The sequence below is a fragment of the Candidatus Pelagisphaera phototrophica genome, assembly GCF_014529625.1.
GTDB classification, from domain to species: Bacteria; Verrucomicrobiota; Verrucomicrobiia; order Opitutales; family Opitutaceae; genus Pelagisphaera; species Pelagisphaera phototrophica.
This window is the reverse complement of the sequence record NZ_CP076039.1, coordinates 1,154,144-1,172,600: the sequence shown is the minus strand read 5'-3', so window position 1 is coordinate 1,172,600 and position 18,457 is coordinate 1,154,144. Positions and strand designations below refer to the sequence as shown.

Here is an 18,457-nt window from a genome sequence, read left to right as displayed (position 1 = left end):
ATCGCCCGCTACCAAAGTCACATAAGAAGCCACCGACAACAGGCTTCGCCCGTCATGAGCTCCGAAGTATTTACCCCAAGAAGATAAAGTAGAGCTAGTAAATGTCTAGGCGATGTACTGCGTTCAATCTGTCATGGGCGATGCCCAAGCGAGCCATATGGCAGCAGTCCAGGCGAAATGTCCCCCACCCGCCCCGGAACCGCATATAGGATCAAAGTATTCATAAAATCCCGACCCTCTAATCATCTCTCTCGTATCGAGTCGAATTCGATTGGCTTCACGCTCGAACCCGTACTCAGCCAGCCCACGGGCTACAATATAGTTGATGATCGCCCAAACCGGACCTCGCCAGTAGCGCTTGGAGTCAAATCGAGAATGCTCGGGATCGAAACTGGGAATACTGTACTTAGAAACCTCGAGTATCCGTCTGAGGGTCGCCTGAAGTCTGGCATCCCGACGCGGAATGGAGATACCCGCGTAATAGGACAGGAATGCGACGCTAGACACACCTGTTGCGGACTCATCCGTACGCAAGTCTCTGGCTGCGTAAGCCCCTAGCCTTTCCGACCACAAATAGTCGGCTGCCTCCTCCGCGTGATAAAGCCATGTAGCAATCTCGTGGGCCGAATCCTGGGCCCCCAGTACTTTAGCAAGTTCCAGAAGATCCCTATCCGCTCGCATCAAAATAAAGGTCACCCCTGGATCCGCTACCGCAAAGGGACCTTCCCGCGTGATGTGGGCGTGATCCCAGCCGGTTTCACGCCCGTACTCGACCAATTTCAGATATCGATCATACTCCTCATTGGTGGGCCGCATAGACGGATCCACATGGCCGGTATCCCTTCTGGTGTAGTCCGCTATTCCCGATGGGTCGACGTTGCTTAGAGCACTGTCCCAATCCGGTGAATTGTCTCGGCCCGACTCCCATGGGTGCGTTACCGCAATCGCAGCCCCTCCACTGATTACCCGCATCGCATGGAACCAACGATGCCACGCCATCAGCCTCGGGAAGATTTCCTTGAGTCGGGCTAGCCCAATCTCAGGATCCTTTTCGTACAAATCTCGCACTACAGTTGCGGCCACTGGGGGCTGGGAGCATCCAGAGGTGGGAGGGTTTTGCCCGGATACCCAAATAGATGGTCCTGGAAAGTAGCTAGGGTCGTCACGACGAAAGACAATGTGGGCGGCCATACCGTTTTGCCATTGTCCCTGAAATAGCGTTTCCACCTCAGTCCAAGCCCGTTCCAAATCGAACTCTGAAAATCCGAGAGCTACGAACATGCTGTCCCAATTCCACTGATAGGGATAAAGCCCACGAGTGGGCAAGGTGTAGCCTCCCCATTCATTTTCCCTGAGAATTGCGATCGCACGTTGATCCAGTTCAACATCCGAGAAGGGTTTTTCGAGACTTTGGGATTTCATTGAGCAGTTATTTGTCAGTCTAAACCAACCCAGGCTTCGAGGGTCTCCTTTCCATTGGTGGTTTCAACAGAGAACCAATCAGCACGTCCCGCGCCGAAGGCTTTCAGACTAGAAATTCGTTGGCACTCCATCTGCTAGAGAGGAATAACAGCGCTCAAGCGCTCAAATTAGATCAAAAATCCCTATGAGAATCGAAATTCCACGAGAATGTGAGCGTATTGGGTCCCTGCAGATATACGGACTACAAAAAGTCTATGAACTCGATGCGGGTGAAGGAATCCACGGCCATGACACTGTAATCGAGCGAATCCCTTCCGAGGTGCTGTACGACCGAATGCGGGAAATGGCGATTGTGGTTCCTGTCAAGAATGAACGACTCAAGCTCATCGAGGGCGTTCTAGTGGGCATTCCCAGCCCCTGCCAAGTCATAGTTGTCTCCAACAGCCCCCGGGGCCCCGTCGACCGTTTCAACCTCGAAAAAGAGGCTCTGGAAAACTATGGGAAGTTCACCGGGAAGAAAATCATGGTTGTCCACCAGAAGGACCCGGGAATCGCAAAAGCATTCGTGGATGCGGGATACTCGGAGCTCATCGACGAGCAGGGCCTCGTTCGCTCTGGCAAAGCCGAAGGCATGATCGTCGGTACGCTTATGGCAAAATGGCTCGGTAAAAAGTATTTGGGATTTGTTGACAGCGACAACTATTTCCCAGGGGCGGTTATGGAGTACGTTTACGAATACGCCGCCGGTTTCGCGATGAATGGATCCACCAACACCTTTGTCCGGATCTCATGGCACTCGAAACCGAAGATAATGGAAAGCAGTCTCTTTTTCGCCAAATGGGGTCGCAGTTCCGTGAATTCAAACATGATGCTGAATCGGTTACTCACTCATTTTAGCGGTTTCGAGACGGAGATTGTGAAAACGGGAAACGCGGGTGAGCATGCACTAAGCGTGGATCTAGCGCTGAAGCTGGAATACGCCGCTGGCTACGCCGTGGAAACCCATCATTTCATCTATCTTCTGGAAAAATACGGTGGCATTATCGAGCCCGATGATCCGAAAGCCTTGCAGGAAAAAATCACGATTTGCCAAATTGAATCTCGTAATCCGCATATGCACGAGTCCAAGGGAGACGATCATGTCGAAGACATGATCGATGCCTCGCTATCGGTGATCTACCATTCGCCCTTGTGCCCCGAACTTCTCAAGCGCGAGATTATGGAAAATGTGAAACTGCGTCACGGGGAGGGAAGTCCCGAAGAGATTGCTCCCGTGAGAATGTATCCATCACTGGCAAAACTCGATCTGGATACATTCCTTGCGGGATGCGACAAAGCTTTGAATTTTAAAGCGACCAGCATTCGGGCGTAGTACCGTGCCTCAATCAACGCCAACGCTTGTCAAAACGATTGTCTTCACGGATCTGGATGGCACTCTAATCGACTTTGAGAGCTACTCGCCCAAAGCAGCAGGACCACTAGCCCGGAAACTAGTTCGCAGAAAAATTCCCTTGGTTTTTTGTTCCTCAAAAACGCTAGAGGAGCAATTGCATCTCATGAAGGAAATGGGTTTATCAACCCCTTGCATCGTAGAGAATGGATGTGGAATTTTCGTGCCTGAGAATTTCGATTTGCTTTCCGATCAGCCATCAAAGGCTATCCCGGGATTTGGTAAACTTGTTAAGCTCGGCGTATCTAATCTAAAGATACAGAAAGCGATCGCTAAACTGTCTCTCGATATGGGAATCGATTTTCGTCCCTACTCAAAGCTAACGCCTCTAAAAATCTCGAAAATAACAGGACTCAGCGAAGCAGCTACCCAGCGGGCTCAGAATCGCGAGTTTAGCGAAACGCTAACAGCCTCACTCGACGATGAAGTATGGAAAGAGGTAAACACCAAGCTTAACGAAGTCGATCTCCAATGCCTATGCGGCGGTCGCTTCTATACCGTCACATCAAAGGAGTACAATAAAGGGACTGCGATGAAAATGCTTCTGGATGCTTATCAAGCCAGCAGTGGAGGAAATTGGAAATCCATCGCAATCGGAGACAGCGCCAACGATCACGACATGCTTCAATCTGCCGACCAAGGCTATTTGGTTCAAAAAACCGATGGATCGTGGAATGAGATGGATATCCCAAGACTAAAGCAAATCTCGGGAATTGGTCCTCACGGCTGGGTCGAGGCGATCAGAGATGCCATTGGATTGGTCCCGTGAACAATCGGGCAAGATAGGCAAGCGGTGTAAGCGTTACGCTCACTCCACTGCCAAAAGGCGCAAGCGAGTTTGCTCGCTAATCGTTTGGTAGGAAGCCCTTTACTCCTCATCTATGTCCCCCAATTCTTTCGATACCATCGTAATAGGCTCAGGTACCTCGGCCTGCCATTTTATCAATGCGCTAAATCAAGCGGGTCAAAACGTAGCGGTCGTCGATGAGCGTCCGTGTGGAGGCACTTGCGCCTTACACGGTTGTTAGCCAAAAAAATATTTAGTGCCAAACACGGAAGCGAGAGCCATTGCCAAACATCTGGACGGCCTCGGGCTCAGTAATACACCCCAAACGGATTGGCCCTCGGATAAAAGACGAATCAAACAGAAATCAGATCACTATTCTTGAGCCACTCCCTACTGGGTCATAGGCGGCCGTTTTGTGGTAACCTGTTTATAACCCTCTGGCTTCTTCGGCTTATCCTGAACCGAAGGAACATAACTAGCTTCATCAAACAACGGCCAGTCATCTGTACGGAAGGGTGAAGCAGGGATTCCTTCCTGATTGTACAGCAAAATTCGCTTGGTGGGATTCATCGCCCAGGCGTACCTCACTGCAGCGGGATTCCGTACTTCATCTGCTGAGATAACTACCTGATTCCCTATTATCTTTGCGTCCGCCCATACAAACGCTCTGTCTTCCCCAGCGATCGCGAACGTATCTAACTTCCCGTTGCGACCTGCCTTCATGCCAGAACCGATAGAATCAAATGTAATGATGAACGTGTCACCTTTGATTTCGTGGGACCGATATCGAGGTCCGTAACCAACGAAATCTCGTCCATAAGTTTCCTTCAACGCTAGATAGGCTAAACGTAGCCCAATAGGCTTTTTATCAATTGGGTGAAGCAATATTGAGTCACCCGTATCCACCGATACCGCTACGCCCGTGTTCTTAACTGAATTCGAAACCAGACGCATCATCTCCCGACTCACGGCCCAGGCAGCGTCTGCTTCCACCGGTTCTGACTGATCCTGAAGCCAACTGGGCAGCTGGACAAAGTAAAAAGGGAAATCTCGGGCAACCGCGCCATGGGAGAGCTCGTTCCAAGAGGACCGGTAGTAGTCGATCAACAGCGGGAGTTGGTTCACATAATTTGCCGCTTGAGCTAGGTCCTTCGCGTTTCGCTCACCCTGGTACCAGATCGCTCCCCTAATTCCATAGGGTCGCACCGGATGGATCATTCCATTAAATATATTGCCCGGATATTGGTGCCCCCAGTTGCTTGGCGTCCGCAATTTGGGTTCCCCCGCACGCTTTCCTAATTTCCATAGCTCTGTGGCCCGGGCTAGCTGCTGACGCGCTTTTTCTACATCATAATTATCCGATTCCGTATCCAATTCTTCGATAACTTTTCGAGTTCGAGGATCGGACAATTGTATGTCTTTCGGCATCCAGCCTTCAATCGGTGTGCCTGCGTAAGGCTGCAAGACAACCCCAACCGGGATTCCCAATTCCTGATGAAGCTTTCGGGCAAAATAGAACGTGACCGCAGAACATAGGGCAGCGGATTCGGGATTGCACACCTTCCATTTCGCCAAAACGTCTTCTTGAGGATGAGGACTATGGGCACGCTCAGAGCGGAAAATGCGAATATTCGGTAAGTCGGCCGATGCCGAGTCCTCAAACCCTTCCGAGGTTGCTGATAACCTCCAACCCATATTCGATTGGCCGGCACAAAGCCAGACTTCCCCGATCATCACATTTTCTAGAACGATCCGATTGCGTCCTTGGACTCCAACCGAATAGGGTCCTCCGTAAGCAGGAGTCTCTAAGTTTACCATCCACCGTCCACTGGCATCCGTAACTACCGTGGCTTCACTACCCCAACTTCCAGATACGACTACGCTTTCTCCCCGACTAGCCCACCCCCAAACGGGTACAGCCATCCGCTGCTGCAGAACCATGTGGTCATCGAAAATCGCAGGGAGTCTAACATCCCCAAACACTTTAACTCCGAGACTAAAGGCGAGTACGACGCTTAATAGCAGGCGACCCACACTAATCCGCAAAAACACGAAGTGGGTAAAAGGTGAGGACAACTTCATTTCAGACGAATTGATACTATTGTTAATCCAGAGGCTCGGGCTCGTAATCCGAATCGTTCACCCAACCCGTTCTCTTTTTCGATTCTTTCCCGGCCATGTAATTCTCGTAGAAGTTCCATGCATGACCCTGCGAAAAACCGTATTTGTCGAACACGTCCCCATTCCCCAGAAACCGAGGATCATTCTGTTCCGCCAGAGTCGCATCCAAGCGGGCTTTCATCTTGTGCTTCACTTCGGTCAATCGCTCATCGTTCGCAAGATTGTTCAAGCACTCGGGATCATTCGCGAGGTCGAAGAATTCCTCGTGGACCTTGCGCTTACCGAAAGACAGCTCCCAGTAGGAGCGGTCTTTCCCGGAGCGGAACAGCTCCAATATCTCCGTTTTCGTAGGTGAACCATCTACATCAAGGTATCCAAGTTCCGGATTACCTGCAGGCCACAAATCAATCTTGTAGTTGTAAAGATAAAGATAGTCATTCCCCACGATACCTCGAATCGGGTACCCTTGATTGCCAGGTCGACTATAGTCATGCCGTTCTTTTCCGATTACCACGTAGTCACGCTTTGGATTCACCTGACCGCTTTTTCTTGACTCGAAGATATCCATCAAGCTTCGGCCGGGTGAAGGTTGCATACCGGAGTCCTCAAATCCTATCCCAGCAACATCGAGGAAAGTCGGGGCAAAATCGACAAAGCTAACCATATCAGTAACGGTACGTCCCGGATTTCGTATACCTTTAGGCCACATCATGGCGAGGGGCATATGATTCGAGTATTCGTATTCCTGGGCCTTTCCGCGCGGAAACGGCATCCCATTGTCGGAGGTCATGACAATGAGTGTATTCTCCAATAGACCTCGATCCTCCAATGACTCGATCATCATTCCCAAATGACTATCCGCATGCTCGATCTCTAGACCGTAGTCCAGCATGTCATTGCGAATCACTTCGCTATCAGGCCAAAATCCGGGGACTTCTTTAATATCGTCTATGCTTTTCCCTCCGAGCTTTTGTCCCGATCCGTATTCATATCGCCGATGCGGCTCTTTCGATCCATACCAGAAGAACCACGGTTCTTCTGAATCGACTTCCTCAAGGAAGACTTCAAAATTGCCTGCGTAGTCTTCGATCGACATTCCCTTCGCGGGCTTCTTGTCCAGGTTCTCAGAACCATAGTTTTTCGCGATCAAAACGCGGGGCTTTCCATCGATTTCACCCGGAAGCCCTGGCCCCCATCCCTTGCCCGTTTTGCCGGCCTGGTATCCATTCGCCCGTAACACTTCCGGAAAAGTCCTGAATTTAGCAGGAAAGTTGACGATGTGATTGGCCGCCTCCTCCAATTGCCACGAGTTTCGCCCCGTTAGAATGCTGGATCGAGAGGGAGCACATTTCGCATTGGGCGTGTAGGCGTTTTGAAAAAGGATTCCTTCATTCGCCAATCGATCAAAGGAAGGCGTGTCCGTCCACTCGCAACCGTAAGTGCTCATGTGCATGTAAGACGCATCGTCCATGATGCAGAAAAGAATGTTGGGACGACTGTCAGCCGCCGCAACGCTCGCCGGGGCAACGATCGATCCAACAAATAAAAGCAGCGGAAGCACGTTCAAAAAGGAATAGGTCATTACTCAACATTGCGAATTCAGTTGGAGGTTAGCAATAGGGAATTCAATTTTAGCCAATGCCCCAAATTCGCGCTTTTGTTCGAGTAGCGATTCGAGGCGCCCCATGCTAATCGAATCAGAACCATTGAATTCCCCTACCCACAAAAAAAGACAGCTGCTGAAGCAGCTGTCTGAAAAATTAGCAAGAGCACTCTAAGGCACTCGTGGCTAAATTAAATTCTAATATCTAAGCTTGTAAGACGCCTGCAGATTGCGGCCTTCGGTGAGGTACTCCTCTCTGGTAACGGAGATACGGTCCGCAGCTCTAAGGTCGATCGAAGCGGAAAGGACAATCGAAGCGAGGAGGGTAAGGCTAAGACACGGGTTCATTCGATTGGAGAAAATGAAAATCTCGCCCAAACAAGGCAACTATCCACTAGGGAAAAGGTCTCGTACGGGCAACTGCTATTTCAATCTAGACGAGATCGCACGCCTCCCCAGGCATCCAGTGAGCATCCTTACCGTCCCACTTTACATTGCAGCCAATAGGATTGGTCTGCGGGACACTGATGGGCTGACCGCTCGTTGCTTCTTCAAGCATCCGTTCCAAATCGTTCACCGTGATCGCTGATCGGTTTCGCGGCTGGTCCACCCCACGTCCCGTATAGATCAGTTTCCGTTCCGCATCGAAAACGTAGAAGTGAGGCGTACGCAACGCCCCGTAAGCGCGAGCGACATCCTGGGTCTCGTCATGCAGATAGGTCCATGGAAACCCATGCTCCTCCATCCGAGCTACCATGTGGGAATAGTCGTCCTCAGGGTACGTATTCTTGCTGTTTGCGTTGATCCCGACAAAGCCCACACCTCGGTCTTTGAATCGTTCAGTAGTCTCCCTCGTGACCTCGTCGGAGCCTGTCACGTAGGGGCAGTGGTTGCAAGTGAAGAAGAGTACCAGAAATCGATGGTTATCGAAATCCTCTAGACTGTAGGACTCGCCATCCGTGGCGAGGAGTTCGAAATCGGGAGCGAAGGTTCCAAGTTCAAGGGTAAATGCCATAATCCTGATCGTGAATCGGGTTTGCCCGACTTGGCAATTCTAATACTACTCGGATCTCGCCATCCCCGACCTATTTCGTCTCTTTATTGTTATCGGGCTTCCCTTTCGATCCGCGAATTTTCAGGGACTTCAGTCGATTCTTAAAGTCCCTTGGCAAGGGTTGCGTCCAATTTACTGACTCACCTGAAATCGGATGATGGAATCCCAATTCCGCTGCGTGCAGCATCACGCGATAGGCAGGGATAATCGCCTCCTTGAACCTTCGGATGTAAACTTTCTCCCCAATAATCGGATGGCCCGCTTCGCTCAAGTGGATGCGAATTTGGTGAGTCCGACCGGTTTCAATACGGCAGGCGACTAAAGTCGCTCCATCCAGATACTCTACGACTTCAACATGGGTCACCGCGGCTCTTCCCAATTCTTCTCCCGCATCGTTGACGCTGCCTGGTCGCACCGAACCGCGGAGCCCATCGCCCGCATCCCGGGCCAGCCGTGAACGGATCGTCTGCTTTTTCATACGTCCGTGCACGATCGCAAAATACCTACGTTCAATCGTGTGGGCCCGGAACTGTCGTGAAAGCTCCTGCTGAGCCGCAAAGGTACGGGCGAAGACAATCAATCCGCTGGTCTCCTTGTCGATTCGGTGGACGACGCCTAGACTCGAGCGGTTATGTTTGCCACCCCTGTCCTGTGCTCTCAGGTAGCCGAGGGTGAGCCGGTCGAGCGTCTCAACCTCTTCGCTGAAATGATGCGGAACCGTCATCATTCCCGCAGGTTTGTTGACGATCACGATTCCTTCGTCGAACATTAGAACTTCTTTCGGATCGAGAGCCGACGCTGCCTGCGTCTTGGGAGCGCTCATCCTCAGTTCAATACGATCTCCAGCGGTAACCGCGTGATCCTTGGCCATATTGCGGGATCCGTTGACGAATATTTTTCCCGTACCAATCCAGGACTTGGCCTTTATCCAGGGCAGGTTAAAATGAATCTTCACCGCTTTGTCCAATCGAGCTCCGTCGAGCTCTGGAGAGATGAAACGGTCGCTAGCCCCTTCATTTTCAGACTGTGGTTCCTTTTCGATAAGACCGATAACGCGCGAATTGAGCCGATTGTCGAGAAAGCACCTCGAGAAACTTGCTACTCCCCATTCCTTTTGCGAGCCTTGGAAGTGGCCCCAATGAATCCTCTCGAAACGCTCAAAACGAACTTCGGCTTCGAGTCCTTTCGCGAAGGGCAAGAAACCATCATCACCCAAATCCTGAATGGGAAATCCGCCCTCGCCGTTTTTCCTACGGGAAGTGGCAAAAGCCTGTGCTACCAATTGCCCGCCCTGTTGCTTCCCGGCCTGACAATCGTTATCTCCCCCTTGATCGCTCTTATGAAAGATCAGGTCGACTTTTTGCGGAAGCGCTCGATTTCCGTGGCCCGACTCGATTCGTCCCTCACCGCCGAAGAAACCCGCCAGGTCTACCAGGACTTGAACAGTGGATCGCTCAAACTCCTCTACGTCGCACCCGAGCGAATTTCCAACGAACGTTTTTTCGCTTCCATTGAAGACGTTCCCATTTCTCTAATGGTCATCGACGAGGCCCATTGCATTTCCGAATGGGGACACAATTTCCGCCCCGAGTACCTCAAGCTGGCCATCGCCGGAAGAAAGCTGAAAGTCGATCGAGTCCTCGCCCTGACCGCTACCGCGACGCCCACTGTCGTTGAAGACATTCGCCGCGAATTCGCGATTCCCCCGGAAGCCTACGTGAACACCGGCTTTCATCGGCCCAGCCTGTTTCTAGAATTCACGCCGACACCTCCCAGCAAGCGCGATGAAACGCTCAAAAAGAAACTCGCCGCTTCACCCCTGGGACCGACGATTGTTTACGTAACATTGCAAAAGGAAGCGGAAAGGGTCGCCGAATTCCTCACCACAGCGGGTTTTTCAGCCCGTGCCTACCACGCCGGAATGAAAAGCGATAAGCGTTCCGAAATACAGGACTGGTTCATGGCGTCAAAAGACGGGATCGTCGTCGCCACCATCGCCTTTGGAATGGGTATCGACAAATCGGATATTCGGAACGTGTACCATTTCAATTTGCCTAAAACACTTGAGAACTACTCCCAGGAAATTGGCCGAGCTGGCCGCGACGGCCTACCCTCCCACTGCGAAGTTCTGGGATCCGCGGAAGACCTAATCGTGTTGGAGAATTTCATCTACGGCGACACCCCGACGGAGGAAAGCATCCGTGACTTCGGCGCATTCATTCTTTCCCAAAAAACGGAGTTCGACATATCACTCTACCAGCTATCGCAGCAAACCGATATTCGCCCCCTCGTTCTAAGCACATTGCTAACTTATCTGGAACTCGATGGAGTCATAAAGTTTACCGCTCCTTTCTATAGCGAATATAAATTCAACTACATCGTTCCCAAAAACGAAATACTGGATAAATTCGACCCGGTTCGTCAGAAATTCCTTCAGGGGCTATTCGACCAGTCCGTCGAGAAGCAAAAGTGGAGCTATATAAATCTGGATACTGCCGCTTCAAATCTTGGGGAAGACCGAAACCGAATCGTTAAGGCCTTCAACTACCTGGAAGAAAGCGGAAACTTGGAAGTTGGGGTAAGTGGATTGAGACAGGGATTGCGATTGCTGGAGCGGCCCCTGCTTGAGGTCGTCATCCAGTCCCTTTCGGAAAAGGTCTTTCGCAATGAGACTCTCAATATCGAACGCACGCAACAGGTCATCGAGCTGCTCAACATCGAATCGTGCAAAACGAGTGCTGTCTTGAAATATTTTGGGGAGGACCTAGGCCAACCTTGCGGACATTGCAGTTATTGCCAAACAAGCCAGACCGTCCCCATCCGCAACCCCGAGCGAGCTCTTAGCGACGAAGAACTGACTCAGATCGGCCAGATACTGAAACAACAGCCCGTGGGTCAAAAATCTCCACGAGAATACGCTCGTTTTCTCTGCGGTATATCCTCCCCCAAACTTAGCCGCAGCCGAACCACTCGTGATCCCCTTTTCGGTGCCCTGGACCAAGTCCCCTTCCAAGCAGTCATGAAAGCGGCAGACGAGCGGACATCGAGGAAATCAGTGTCCTAAAACGACTGCCAGAGATTGACCGCTTGCTTTGCGAATAACTGATAGCTCGATACGATTGCCATTGCTGAGGGCCGTTGAGACGCCAATCTTCCCAGCGTGTCATTCGATTCCCTCAAACTTTCGGCTTCATTGCTTCGCTCTGTCGAAGTGCAAGGCCACGCTATCCCGACTCCCATTCAGGAAAAGGCTATCCCGCTTGTGATGCAAGGAAAGGACCTAATCGCCGCGGCTGAAACCGGCTCGGGAAAAACCGCGGCTTTCGTTCTTCCTATACTGCAGCGTTTCGCCCACTCATCGCTAAACGAGATCCAGGAAAACAGCCTAATTCTCGTTCCTACCCGTGAACTTGCCGATCAAGTTGAGAACGCGCTTCGAGATTACAGTCAATCGATGACACCCGTTCCTCGATACCTCGCAATCTTCGGAGGGGTGGATATCGATCCCCAGATCGAAGCCGCACAAGCAAGGCCCCACGTGATAGTCGCCACACCAGGTCGACTACTCGACCTCGTCGAACGTCAGGCGATCGATCTCTCGCAGGTGACGCTACTCGTTCTGGACGAGGCCGATCGACTCCTCGCCCTCGGATTCGCTGACCAGATCGATGCAATCCTCAAGCAACTCCCTACGCTTCGTCAGAATCTCCTTTTCTCTGCCACCTTCCCTCCAGCGGTCGTTGAAATTTCAAATGCGATCCTCAACGATCCCGAGAAAATCCAACTAGAGACTGAATCGACCCCAGGAGAGAATATCCAACAACGGGCGATCGAAGTGGATCGGGGCGAACGTACCGCATTGCTCCGCCACTTGCTCAAAACCGAAAACTTGTCCCGAGTGCTTGTCTTCGTAGCCACAAAACGAAGAGCCGCCAACATCACCGCCAAACTGTCTAAGCACGGAATACGAGCGGCAGTTCTTCATGGCGACCTTAAGCAAGAACGCCGCACTCGGGCATTGGAAAACTTTAAAGCGGGTAAAACCCAAGTTCTAATGGCCACTGATTTGGCGGCTCGTGGAATTGATATTGCGAACCTGCCGTGCGTCGTGAACTACGACCTCCCACGCTCGGCCGCAGACTATGTCCATCGGATAGGTCGAACCGGCCGCGCAGGTCAGTCCGGTATCGCAGTCAGCTTTATTAGCATCGGAGACCATCAGCACTTTCAACTGATCGAGAAACGCCACGAAATGAAAATCGAACGGGAGCGAATCGAAGGTTTTATTCCAACCCAATGGGACCCGAACGCCCTCCCCTCACCCTCCGCTCCCATAAAAGGAAAACGGAAGAGCAAAAAGGACAAATCCCGCGAAGCGGCCGCTCGAAAGTCACGAAGCCGAGCAAGCGAAAACCAGGAACTCGATTCGACTCAGACCCCTTTGCCGGAACCGATCGAAGAAGATACCAAAGAGCAGGTTGCAATGACGCCCAACGAAAGGGTAATCGAAAAACCCATCCCCGCAGAATCGGCAAAATTGCCTGAGCAAGCAGCAGAACCCGTCGCGCCACCTGCCAGAAAAGAACCCAGGCCTTCCCGCGAGATCCAGCCCGAAAAAAGCGTATCCGATCCTTGGGCTCAAGCTTTGAAAAAGATCCGAGAAAAGGACTGACATTCGTAGGAGCGGTATTATGCCGCGATTCTGGGAACGCCAAGCCCCAGCTTGACAGCCGTAAAAACAAATCGCGGCATAAAGCCGCTCCTAAGATCAAACTCAGATATAAAACATTTCAAAAGCAAGGGCCGTCGCTACCTTCACCCCATCAACTCGCCACCGCTTCGACGACTTCGAGATGCCTCAAATAATCGGATACATTTCCAGGAAACAGGGAAAGTCCGTCCTTACGGATCTCAAGTACTTTCGTCGCTAAAGGATCTACAAATGCCCGATTATGGGAAACGATCAAATAGGCGCCCGTATAATTCTTGAGGGCGTTTTGCAGGGCGTCCTGAGAACGCATATCCAAGTGATTGGTGGGTTCGTCAAGAATAAGAAAATTGGCCGACCGCGCTAGCATCTTAGCGAGGGCTAATCGATTCCGCTCGCCTCCAGAAAGCACGCTCACTTTTTTGAATACATCATCACCTCTGAAGAGAAAAGTACCGAGAATCGACCGGATATTGGTGGTATTCTTGCCCTCAGCGGACTCCTCGAGCGTCGCGAGGACGGTTAAACTCTTGTCCAGCTCATCCGCCTGGTGCTGGCCGAAGTAGGATATATGGGTGCTCTGGCCAATCTCCCGCTCTCCCGACTGAAAAGGCTCCACCCCCGCTATCACCTTGGCGATGGTCGTCTTACCGGCTCCGTTTACTCCCACTACTACAATCCGATCACCGCGTTCAATGCGAAGATTGGCATCGCGAATGACTAGCAAGTCTCCGTAGGACTTGGATACATCCACCAAATTAATGACCGTCTGTCCACTTCGGGGGGGAGGAGCGAACGAAAAGGATACGCCATCCTCCTCTTTTTCAATTTGAATCCGCTCAATCTTATCCAGCGCCTTGATACGACTCTGGGCTTGTTTGGCTTTCGACGCTTTGGCTCGAAAACGGTTGATAAATTGTTCCGCCTGTTGGATCTCCTTTTGCTGACTCTTGTACGCTTTCATCTGCAACTCTTTTCGCTCAGCACTTTGAGTCTCGAAAACACTGTAGTTGCCACTGTAAACATGCAGCGAACCCATCGACAATTCGAAGGTACGGTTGCAGATGATGTCCAGAAATCCACGATCGTGAGAGATCATTAAAAGGGAACCTTCGTAACGAAGAAGAAAATCCTCCAGCCACTTTTGGGACGTTACATCCAAATGGTTCGTCGGCTCGTCAAGCAGGAGCAAGGACGGGTTCGCAAGGAGAAGCTTAGCCAGTGCGATACGCATTTGCCAGCCCCCACTAAACTCTTCCGTCTTACGATGCATGTCGGAACTCGAAAATCCGAGCCCCAAGAGAACCGATTCGATCCGAGACGGCAATTTGCCCGCGTCCAAGTCCTCTAGCCGATGCTCCCACTCACCAATCAATTCGAGGGTTTCATAAAACTCTTCCGAAGAAGTATCCATCTCATCAAGACGCTCCTCCGCTTCCTCCACCTTAGCCTTTAGTCCCAGCACATCAGCAAACGCCAACTCAGTCTCCTTGAACAAAGTTCGCCCATGCATTTCTATCCCGTCTTGAGGCAGGTAGCCGAAAGTGACATAGTTCGCTTTGTCGACCTTTCCACCGTCAATCTCTTCTAGGCCGCACAGCACCTTGAGTAGGGTGCTCTTACCCGCTCCATTGCTGCCGACCAGCCCAATCCGATCGGAGGTCCCAATCGTGGCACTAATATCCTTGTACAGGTAGCGTTCCCCATACTGGAGCCGAATTTTTTGCAGTGCGATCATGGAAAGTGGTCAATAGCGCCCCGATATCGAGCGATTCTCAAAAAAAAAGCCACTTGTGCGTGCGACACCGTCCACCGTCAATGCCAGAATTTTACGGGCTTATGTTCCTCGGATGCAGTAATATGAATCCTATGCTTAAATAACATCGATAACCACTCGAGGTCTTAACGCATTTTTAGTAGATTCATGGACAGAAACCTCCTGTAGGCTAACTAATTCTCCATTTAAGTGGTTCCCCCCAATCCACTCATTCTAGCATAGGCAAATACACTATCAAAACGGTTCATTTCCCCTCGCTTGATCTGACTTTAGCTGGTGCTCGGTTCCTGAAATCCCTGGAGTACTCCGTTCTCGAATTCGACTAATAACGATCCCGAATGTATAAATTAGAGCTCCCACAAGCGCGGCAGCAGATATCGTCCGAAACATCGTTACGTATCCAAAATGCTCTGCCACATATCCACATACGCTAGCTCCAACCAGCGTTCCAAGCATTCGGACCGCCATATAGTAAGAAAGGACTGTTGCTTTTTGCCCCTCTTCAACCCGTCGAGACAAGTACACGACTGCGGCAACTTCCATCCCTCCCCAGCAAATTCCATGAAACAGAATCGGTATCCAGAGGAAATTAGGATCATCCAGTGTAGAGGTAACAAACACCCGTAACGGCTGGAACAACAACGAGATCACCAGAACCGAACTTGGGCGAAAGTGATCGATTGCCCTTCCCATCAATGGCAGGAAGAAAAAAGCCACCAGCCCAAACATTCCGGCAAGCAGCCCGAGCAATCGCGTACTTCCCCCCAAATCGCGAGCATAGGCATTGAAGAATCCGTGCACTGCGGGATCTGCAAGCGAGATAAAAAACGTGGAGAAGAGGAAGAGCTTGATCAGTGAATCCAGATTTCGGATTTCCAGAGGCGCTCTCTGAATGTGACTGGCTTCCGGCTTGGGCAGCTTTGAGATAAGAAAAAGCGAGCCGATCAGGAAAACAGAAGAGGCTTGAGCCACAATCGCAATATCGTTGAAGACCAGCGGAAGGATCATCGCCCCTAGTATGAATCCGACTGAGCCAAAGGCTCGGTAAATCCCGAATTTCCGTCCTTGTTGTTTTTCCCCGTGCGCTTTTACCGCAATCGTCGGCATGATTCCCACAATCATGGGCATGAAGACTGATCGCAGTATCCCGTAGACGAAAAACTGCCAAGGGGTCGTACACAAAGCAAAGTAGAATAAGAGTCCGGTGAACCCAATGGTTCCCCAGACCACAATCCTCTTATGCCAACCCCTTTTGTCCGCCAATCGGCCCCAAAAGATGGAGCTCAAAATAAAGACCCCGCTGCTGAATCCTAGAATTAACCCGATTTCGGACTCGCCCACTCCCACGTCCTTCATTCGAACCGCCTCAAAGACAAACAAGATGCCCATCGACGCTATCTGAAGAAGGCAGGTAAATCGGAGAATCCAAATAGTACTCATATTTCGTCATTCGCCCATTGATTTGACTGAAGCCGATACCGCTCCGCATTTCATAAAACGAATGCACTACCCTTACTCGCGGACTAGGGTTTCCGCGATCAAAATCGCGTTTCGCCCGTTTCCCTCAGACCGAATCCAGAATCTATGCGACTATTCTCGACGAACCAAAGCCAGAAACCCGCTGCTTATCTAAATTTGAGCCTATTTCTCAGAATACCCCCCCTAAAAGGCTCTCTACTGAAGAACAAATGAAACTGGGAAACCATCACTTAAAGAACATTGCCCTTGGTGTGTCCCTTTTGCCAGGCGGCAACGGCTGACATCGGACCAGGGATCACTGATTACTACAACGGTATTGGAGAGAATCCCAATGACAACGAGGTCATTCATGTTACCTTGAATCTCAAGAGTGCAGCAGAAGCCCAAGCTCAGGATTTTGTAAACTTTTTTGGCCTTGGTTTGACCTGAAACGATTTTAGCAGAGCCATTGCCGACCGTTTTGAAGCGGGCGGGCAGCCGATTTTTGCCATTATTAACGGTGTCGCCGAATCCTCCACCCACGAACAATGGGAGTTTCTGTATACTGCATTAGGATACGGAAGTCTTAATGCGCCAATCCAAACATTTAAAGCCGTGATTTATTCTGTTGGGGCAGATGCGGCGATGCTTCTATGATCAGCGTTCAACCGACAAACAGAGAAATTGAAACGGGAACTGCTCTCAATCTTTCTGTTACGGCGGTGAGTGACTTGCCCATAACCTACCATTGGAAATTCAACAATATCGATATCCCAAACGCGACAAGCCCGGCACTTACCATAGCAGACACCCAACCGTCGGACGCGGGTCCCTACACCATCGCTGTTTCCCATTAGAATGGTAGCACCCTCTCTGAGATTGCTACAGTCGAAGTCATCCCTGGTTTTCTCGATACATTGATCGCTCAAGGAGTACCCACCGAGCAAAGAGAATTCTCGGACGATCCAGACAAGGACGACATCATCAACGCCTACGAATCCCTCTCACGGACCGATGCGAATGATCCTAGCTCCGGTGAACTACCCCTAGTCGAAATCGAAATGATCGATAGTGATTCCTACTTGGTCTACACATTCGTTGTCAATATCGCTATCACATCGATTGTACCTCAAGCCCAGTTCAGTATTTCTCCTTCGTTCGAAACCGACTTTCTGAATCCCGTACTCTACGCTGAAAGCATCTTTGACGGTCTCATGCAGTATTCTTTCCGAACTACCACCCGCTTGGAAGAAACCTCCCAGTTCGCGTAACCGCAATTGTCAGTCAATAAAGTAGACCGCTGTTAGCTATGGGACCTAGGGAGGACAGAGGAATGGTGATGCGTGATGGGTGAGGCTTTGTGAATGTTCACTGTGTAGGTAAACCGAGCCTCCACCAGTTCTCCATCCTGAAATCTCCAATCATACAAACCAGCCAAAGCGAAAACACCGTTAGCAAGCTCCAAGACATTCAGAGTCTCCTCTTTTAAGGTTACCTTCGAAACACCACGCTTCGACAGACCAAGAAAATATGCCTCAATTCCGACCCTATCATTCAGGATCTTTTCGGAAAAAGTGGGAACGAGTACGCTCCCTTGAGCATAAAGTGCTAACACCCGGTCTGCTTCACCGGCATTTACACCATCGAGCCACGCAGCGAGTACATCTTGTGGAGATTTAAGCATGAAAATGAAAGTTAATTATGGAGAATCTCAATCTGAACCTCTTGGATCCAAAGACGAAATGAATTTCGTGCAACGATCAACCCATTTTTGAAGATCCGCATCTTTTGCAACTCCCTCCACCGTTACATAAACCATTCCCTTGAGGGCCTTTCCGGTAAAATCAATCTCCCGTGCATACTTTTCGGCCAAACACTTAGCGTACTGCTCAGGTCCCACTCGAACCATCAGCGTGTCCCCAACGAAGCCACAGTACATGTGTTTCGAAATCATGAAGCAGAGACCTACAAACATCTTCTTCACCTCGACATCCTTCCGATCCGAAAAGATAGAACGCAAACGCCTTTCTAGAGCTTCGTCATAGGCCAAAGCCAGCTAATACAGTTCCTGAGCGAA

The 18,457-nt window shown here is 50.7% G+C and carries 17 protein-coding genes; 6 read left to right on the top strand and 11 right to left on the bottom strand.

Annotated features, from left to right (window positions below):
• Nucleotides 1–123: 123 nt before the first annotated feature.
• On the bottom strand, nucleotides 124–1,422 hold the full coding sequence (locus GA004_RS05105) for an MGH1-like glycoside hydrolase domain-containing protein (protein WP_283396226.1): 1,299 nt from the start codon (nucleotides 1,420–1,422) through the stop codon (nucleotides 124–126).
• A gap of 184 nt (nucleotides 1,423–1,606) precedes the next feature.
• On the opposite strand from GA004_RS05105, the gene mpgS reads away from it, so the two are divergent.
• A complete protein-coding gene (gene mpgS, locus GA004_RS05100; protein WP_283396225.1) occupies nucleotides 1,607–2,794 on the top strand; it encodes a mannosyl-3-phosphoglycerate synthase in 1,188 nt (395 codons plus the stop codon).
• A 4-nt stretch (nucleotides 2,795–2,798) separates the two neighbouring features.
• Nucleotides 2,799–3,641 carry an HAD-IIB family hydrolase gene (locus GA004_RS05095; RefSeq protein ID WP_283396224.1) on the top strand — a complete coding sequence of 281 codons (843 nt, stop codon included), beginning with the start codon at nucleotides 2,799–2,801 and terminating at the stop codon, nucleotides 3,639–3,641.
• Nucleotides 3,642–4,049: 408 nt separating this feature from the next.
• Here GA004_RS05095 and GA004_RS05090 read toward each other — a convergent pair whose 3' ends face one another.
• The 5 genes from GA004_RS05090 to GA004_RS05070 form a co-directional block, all read right to left on the bottom strand.
• Nucleotides 4,050–5,741: a sialate O-acetylesterase family protein gene (locus GA004_RS05090; RefSeq protein WP_283396223.1), complete on the bottom strand. Its 1,692-nt coding sequence runs from the start codon at nucleotides 5,739–5,741 to the stop codon at nucleotides 4,050–4,052.
• 22 nt (nucleotides 5,742–5,763) lie between these two features.
• The gene (locus GA004_RS05085) at nucleotides 5,764–7,362 is read right to left on the bottom strand and encodes a sulfatase family protein (RefSeq protein ID WP_283396222.1); all 1,599 of its coding nucleotides are present in this window, start codon (nucleotides 7,360–7,362) and stop codon (nucleotides 5,764–5,766) included.
• Between the two features lie 219 nt (nucleotides 7,363–7,581).
• Complete coding sequence (locus GA004_RS05080; protein ID WP_283396221.1) at nucleotides 7,582–7,731, bottom strand: hypothetical protein; 150 nt, start codon at nucleotides 7,729–7,731, stop codon at nucleotides 7,582–7,584.
• Nucleotides 7,732–7,816: 85 nt separating this feature from the next.
• The gene (locus tag GA004_RS05075) at nucleotides 7,817–8,398 is read right to left on the bottom strand and encodes a thioredoxin family protein (protein ID WP_283396220.1); all 582 of its coding nucleotides are present in this window, start codon (nucleotides 8,396–8,398) and stop codon (nucleotides 7,817–7,819) included.
• 70 nt (nucleotides 8,399–8,468) lie between these two features.
• On the bottom strand, nucleotides 8,469–9,635 hold the full coding sequence (locus tag GA004_RS05070) for an RluA family pseudouridine synthase (RefSeq protein ID WP_283396219.1): 1,167 nt from the start codon (nucleotides 9,633–9,635) through the stop codon (nucleotides 8,469–8,471).
• Between GA004_RS05070 and GA004_RS05065 the strand changes: the two genes are divergently transcribed.
• Complete coding sequence (locus GA004_RS05065) at nucleotides 9,576–11,501, top strand: RecQ family ATP-dependent DNA helicase (RefSeq protein ID WP_283396218.1); 1,926 nt, start codon at nucleotides 9,576–9,578, stop codon at nucleotides 11,499–11,501. The two genes, GA004_RS05070 and GA004_RS05065, sit on opposite strands and share 60 nt — an antisense overlap.
• A 96-nt stretch (nucleotides 11,502–11,597) precedes the next feature.
• A complete protein-coding gene (locus tag GA004_RS05060) occupies nucleotides 11,598–13,109 on the top strand; it encodes a DEAD/DEAH box helicase (RefSeq protein ID WP_283396217.1) in 1,512 nt (503 codons plus the stop codon).
• A gap of 151 nt (nucleotides 13,110–13,260) precedes the next feature.
• Here GA004_RS05060 and GA004_RS05055 read toward each other — a convergent pair whose 3' ends face one another.
• The 3 genes from GA004_RS05055 to GA004_RS05045 all read right to left on the bottom strand — a co-directional run bounded on the left by GA004_RS05055 (nucleotide 13,261) and on the right by GA004_RS05045 (nucleotide 16,923).
• Nucleotides 13,261–14,883: an ABC-F family ATP-binding cassette domain-containing protein gene (locus GA004_RS05055; protein WP_283396216.1), complete on the bottom strand. Its 1,623-nt coding sequence runs from the start codon at nucleotides 14,881–14,883 to the stop codon at nucleotides 13,261–13,263.
• Between the two features lie 273 nt (nucleotides 14,884–15,156).
• Nucleotides 15,157–16,362, bottom strand: a complete 1,206-nt coding sequence (locus GA004_RS05050; RefSeq protein ID WP_283396215.1) for an MFS transporter — start codon at nucleotides 16,360–16,362, stop codon at nucleotides 15,157–15,159.
• A 234-nt stretch (nucleotides 16,363–16,596) separates the two neighbouring features.
• Nucleotides 16,597–16,923, bottom strand: coding sequence for a hypothetical protein (locus GA004_RS05045; protein ID WP_283396214.1), 327 nt, complete (start codon nucleotides 16,921–16,923; stop codon nucleotides 16,597–16,599).
• Between the two features lie 110 nt (nucleotides 16,924–17,033).
• On the opposite strand from GA004_RS05045, the gene GA004_RS05040 reads away from it, so the two are divergent.
• Together GA004_RS05040 and GA004_RS05035 are read left to right on the top strand one after the other, a co-directional pair.
• Complete coding sequence (locus GA004_RS05040) at nucleotides 17,034–17,237, top strand: immunoglobulin domain-containing protein (RefSeq protein ID WP_283396213.1); 204 nt, start codon at nucleotides 17,034–17,036, stop codon at nucleotides 17,235–17,237.
• 60 nt (nucleotides 17,238–17,297) lie between these two features.
• A complete protein-coding gene (locus GA004_RS05035; protein WP_283396212.1) occupies nucleotides 17,298–17,651 on the top strand; it encodes a hypothetical protein in 354 nt (117 codons plus the stop codon).
• Between the two features lie 32 nt (nucleotides 17,652–17,683).
• Here the strand turns inward: GA004_RS05035 and GA004_RS05030 are convergent, their stop codons facing one another.
• The gene (locus GA004_RS05030; protein WP_283396211.1) at nucleotides 17,684–18,064 is read right to left on the bottom strand and encodes a hypothetical protein; all 381 of its coding nucleotides are present in this window, start codon (nucleotides 18,062–18,064) and stop codon (nucleotides 17,684–17,686) included.
• A gap of 27 nt (nucleotides 18,065–18,091) precedes the next feature.
• Nucleotides 18,092–18,400, bottom strand: coding sequence for a TfoX/Sxy family protein (locus GA004_RS05025; protein WP_283396964.1), 309 nt, complete (start codon nucleotides 18,398–18,400; stop codon nucleotides 18,092–18,094).
• Nucleotides 18,401–18,457 lie beyond the last annotated feature (57 nt).